This is a genomic window from Methylobacterium sp. BTF04, from assembly GCF_010692745.1.
GTDB lineage: Bacteria > Pseudomonadota > Alphaproteobacteria > Rhizobiales > Beijerinckiaceae > Methylobacterium.
Map to the genome: position 1 here is coordinate 1 of NZ_JAAHTB010000164.1, position 1,679 is coordinate 1,679.

The following is a 1,679-nucleotide window of genomic DNA, read 5'->3' on the forward strand; positions in this document are numbered from 1 at the left end:
CCTTCGACTTCACCGCGATCCCGAGCCTGAACAAGATGCTCGTGCTGGAGCTGGCGCGCTGCGGCTACATCCTCGGTCGAGAGAACGTCATCGCACTCGGCAACTCCGGCACCGGCAAGACCCACATCGCCTTGGCTCTCGGCCTGGCGGCCTGTCAGAAGGGCTTCTCGGTCGCGTTCACCACCGCGGCCTCTCTGGTCAACCAGCTTCTGGAGGCCCGCGACGAGCGCCGTCTGCTCCGGCTGCAGCGCGAACTCGCTTCGGTGAAGCTCCTGATCGTCGACGAGCTCGGCTACGTGCCGCTGTCGCCGACAGGGGCCGAGTTGCTGTTCGAGACCTTCTCGCAGCGCTACGAACGCGGCTCGACCGTGGTGACCTCGAACCTGCCGTTCGAGGACTGGACCTCGGTTCTGGGCTCAGAGCGGCTCACCGGCGCGCTGCTCGACCGGCTCACCCATCACGTCAGCATCCTCAGCTTGAACGGCGACAGCTACCGCCTCAAATCCTCCCGCAGCCGGCGCGGCCGCGCCGACAGCAGGGCGGAGCAAAACCAGGCCACGGCCGACCCCCACGATCCCGAGACGGGCGAGATCCTGCCAACTTGAGCTTCACAATCGGCGACGAACGATGAAGGGGCCCGATCGGGCCCCTTCATCGTTCAAACGGCCGGCCGCCACTGGCCTGGTTTTACTCCGCCGCAGCGGCATGGAATTGGTCCGCCCTTTACAAGATGCCAACGGTCCGCGACCTGAAGGGCCGCGGGAGCGCCCATGGTAGCTGCGCGCGCGTATTCGGACGAGCGGTCGCGTGTGATGACCGCGATACCGGGGTTGCGACGCAGCCACTCGGCAACCGTTGTACTGGATCGGTCCGGCAGTAGATCGATGGGACGTTGCCGGTCGAGATCGCCGACAAGCGTACCGTAGGTCTGCTCCTTACGGATGGCCCAGTCGTCGATTCCTACTGCTTGCAGCGGACCGATCGGCGGCAGCTTCACGCCATGGACGAGACGCAGCACCGTATCGGGGCTGGTGGCCATCGACAGATGTCCGGCGTGGCGAGCGCCGGCTTCGCCACCGAATGCAAAGCCCACCCGAGCCTTTTCACGAGCGTGCCGACCAGTGCGTCGGGCGCGTGGTGGGAGAAGCCGAGGCAGCGGTTCGACAAACGTGCGACGTCGGCAGGTGGGATGGTGGCAGTAGAAGCGGCGAACCTTCAGCCGCAGCGTCACGGCTTCGCTAAGGCTCGGAAGATCGGCGGAATGCCGGACGTATCGGCTATGAACGGCAGAGCTTGGCTCGCCGCAGTCGAGACAGCGCCCGTGATCCCGGCGAACAGAAGCGAGGATGATGAGATGACCGGAGCAGCGGACGACTTGGTCGACGATGCAGCCCGGCAGAGATGAAGACAGAATCATCCCTGCCGTGAATCAGCCCATCGGCACCGCGTCGCCGTGACCTTTCCACGCAAACTGCGGGAGAACCGTGAAATCGGGGGAGGATCAGTCGTCATCTGGCCTGAAGAGCCGAGCAGTTCAGCGCCGGTCGTTCACTACGCTATCGTCACGCGACCAACGATGCACTAACCTCGAACCTGAGCCACCGAATGGGGGCAGGCCACCATCCTGAGGTGGTGCTGGAAATCTGGACAGGAGGCTAAGCTATCCCCGACGTGAGGGA

At 64.7% G+C, this 1,679-nt stretch carries 1 protein-coding gene and 1 pseudogene; one reads left to right on the plus strand and one right to left on the minus strand.

Annotation, left to right across the window (positions count from 1 at the left end):
• The coding region (gene istB / locus G3T14_RS24050; RefSeq protein ID WP_163644990.1) for an IS21-like element helper ATPase IstB at positions 1-605 on the plus strand (605 nt) is incomplete at its 5' end.
• Positions 606-724: 119 nt separating this feature from the next.
• Here the strand turns inward: istB and G3T14_RS24055 are convergent.
• Positions 725-1,417 (minus strand): annotated as a pseudogene (locus G3T14_RS24055) (ISL3 family transposase); the annotation flags it as partial.
• Positions 1,418-1,679: the final 262 nt, after the last annotated feature.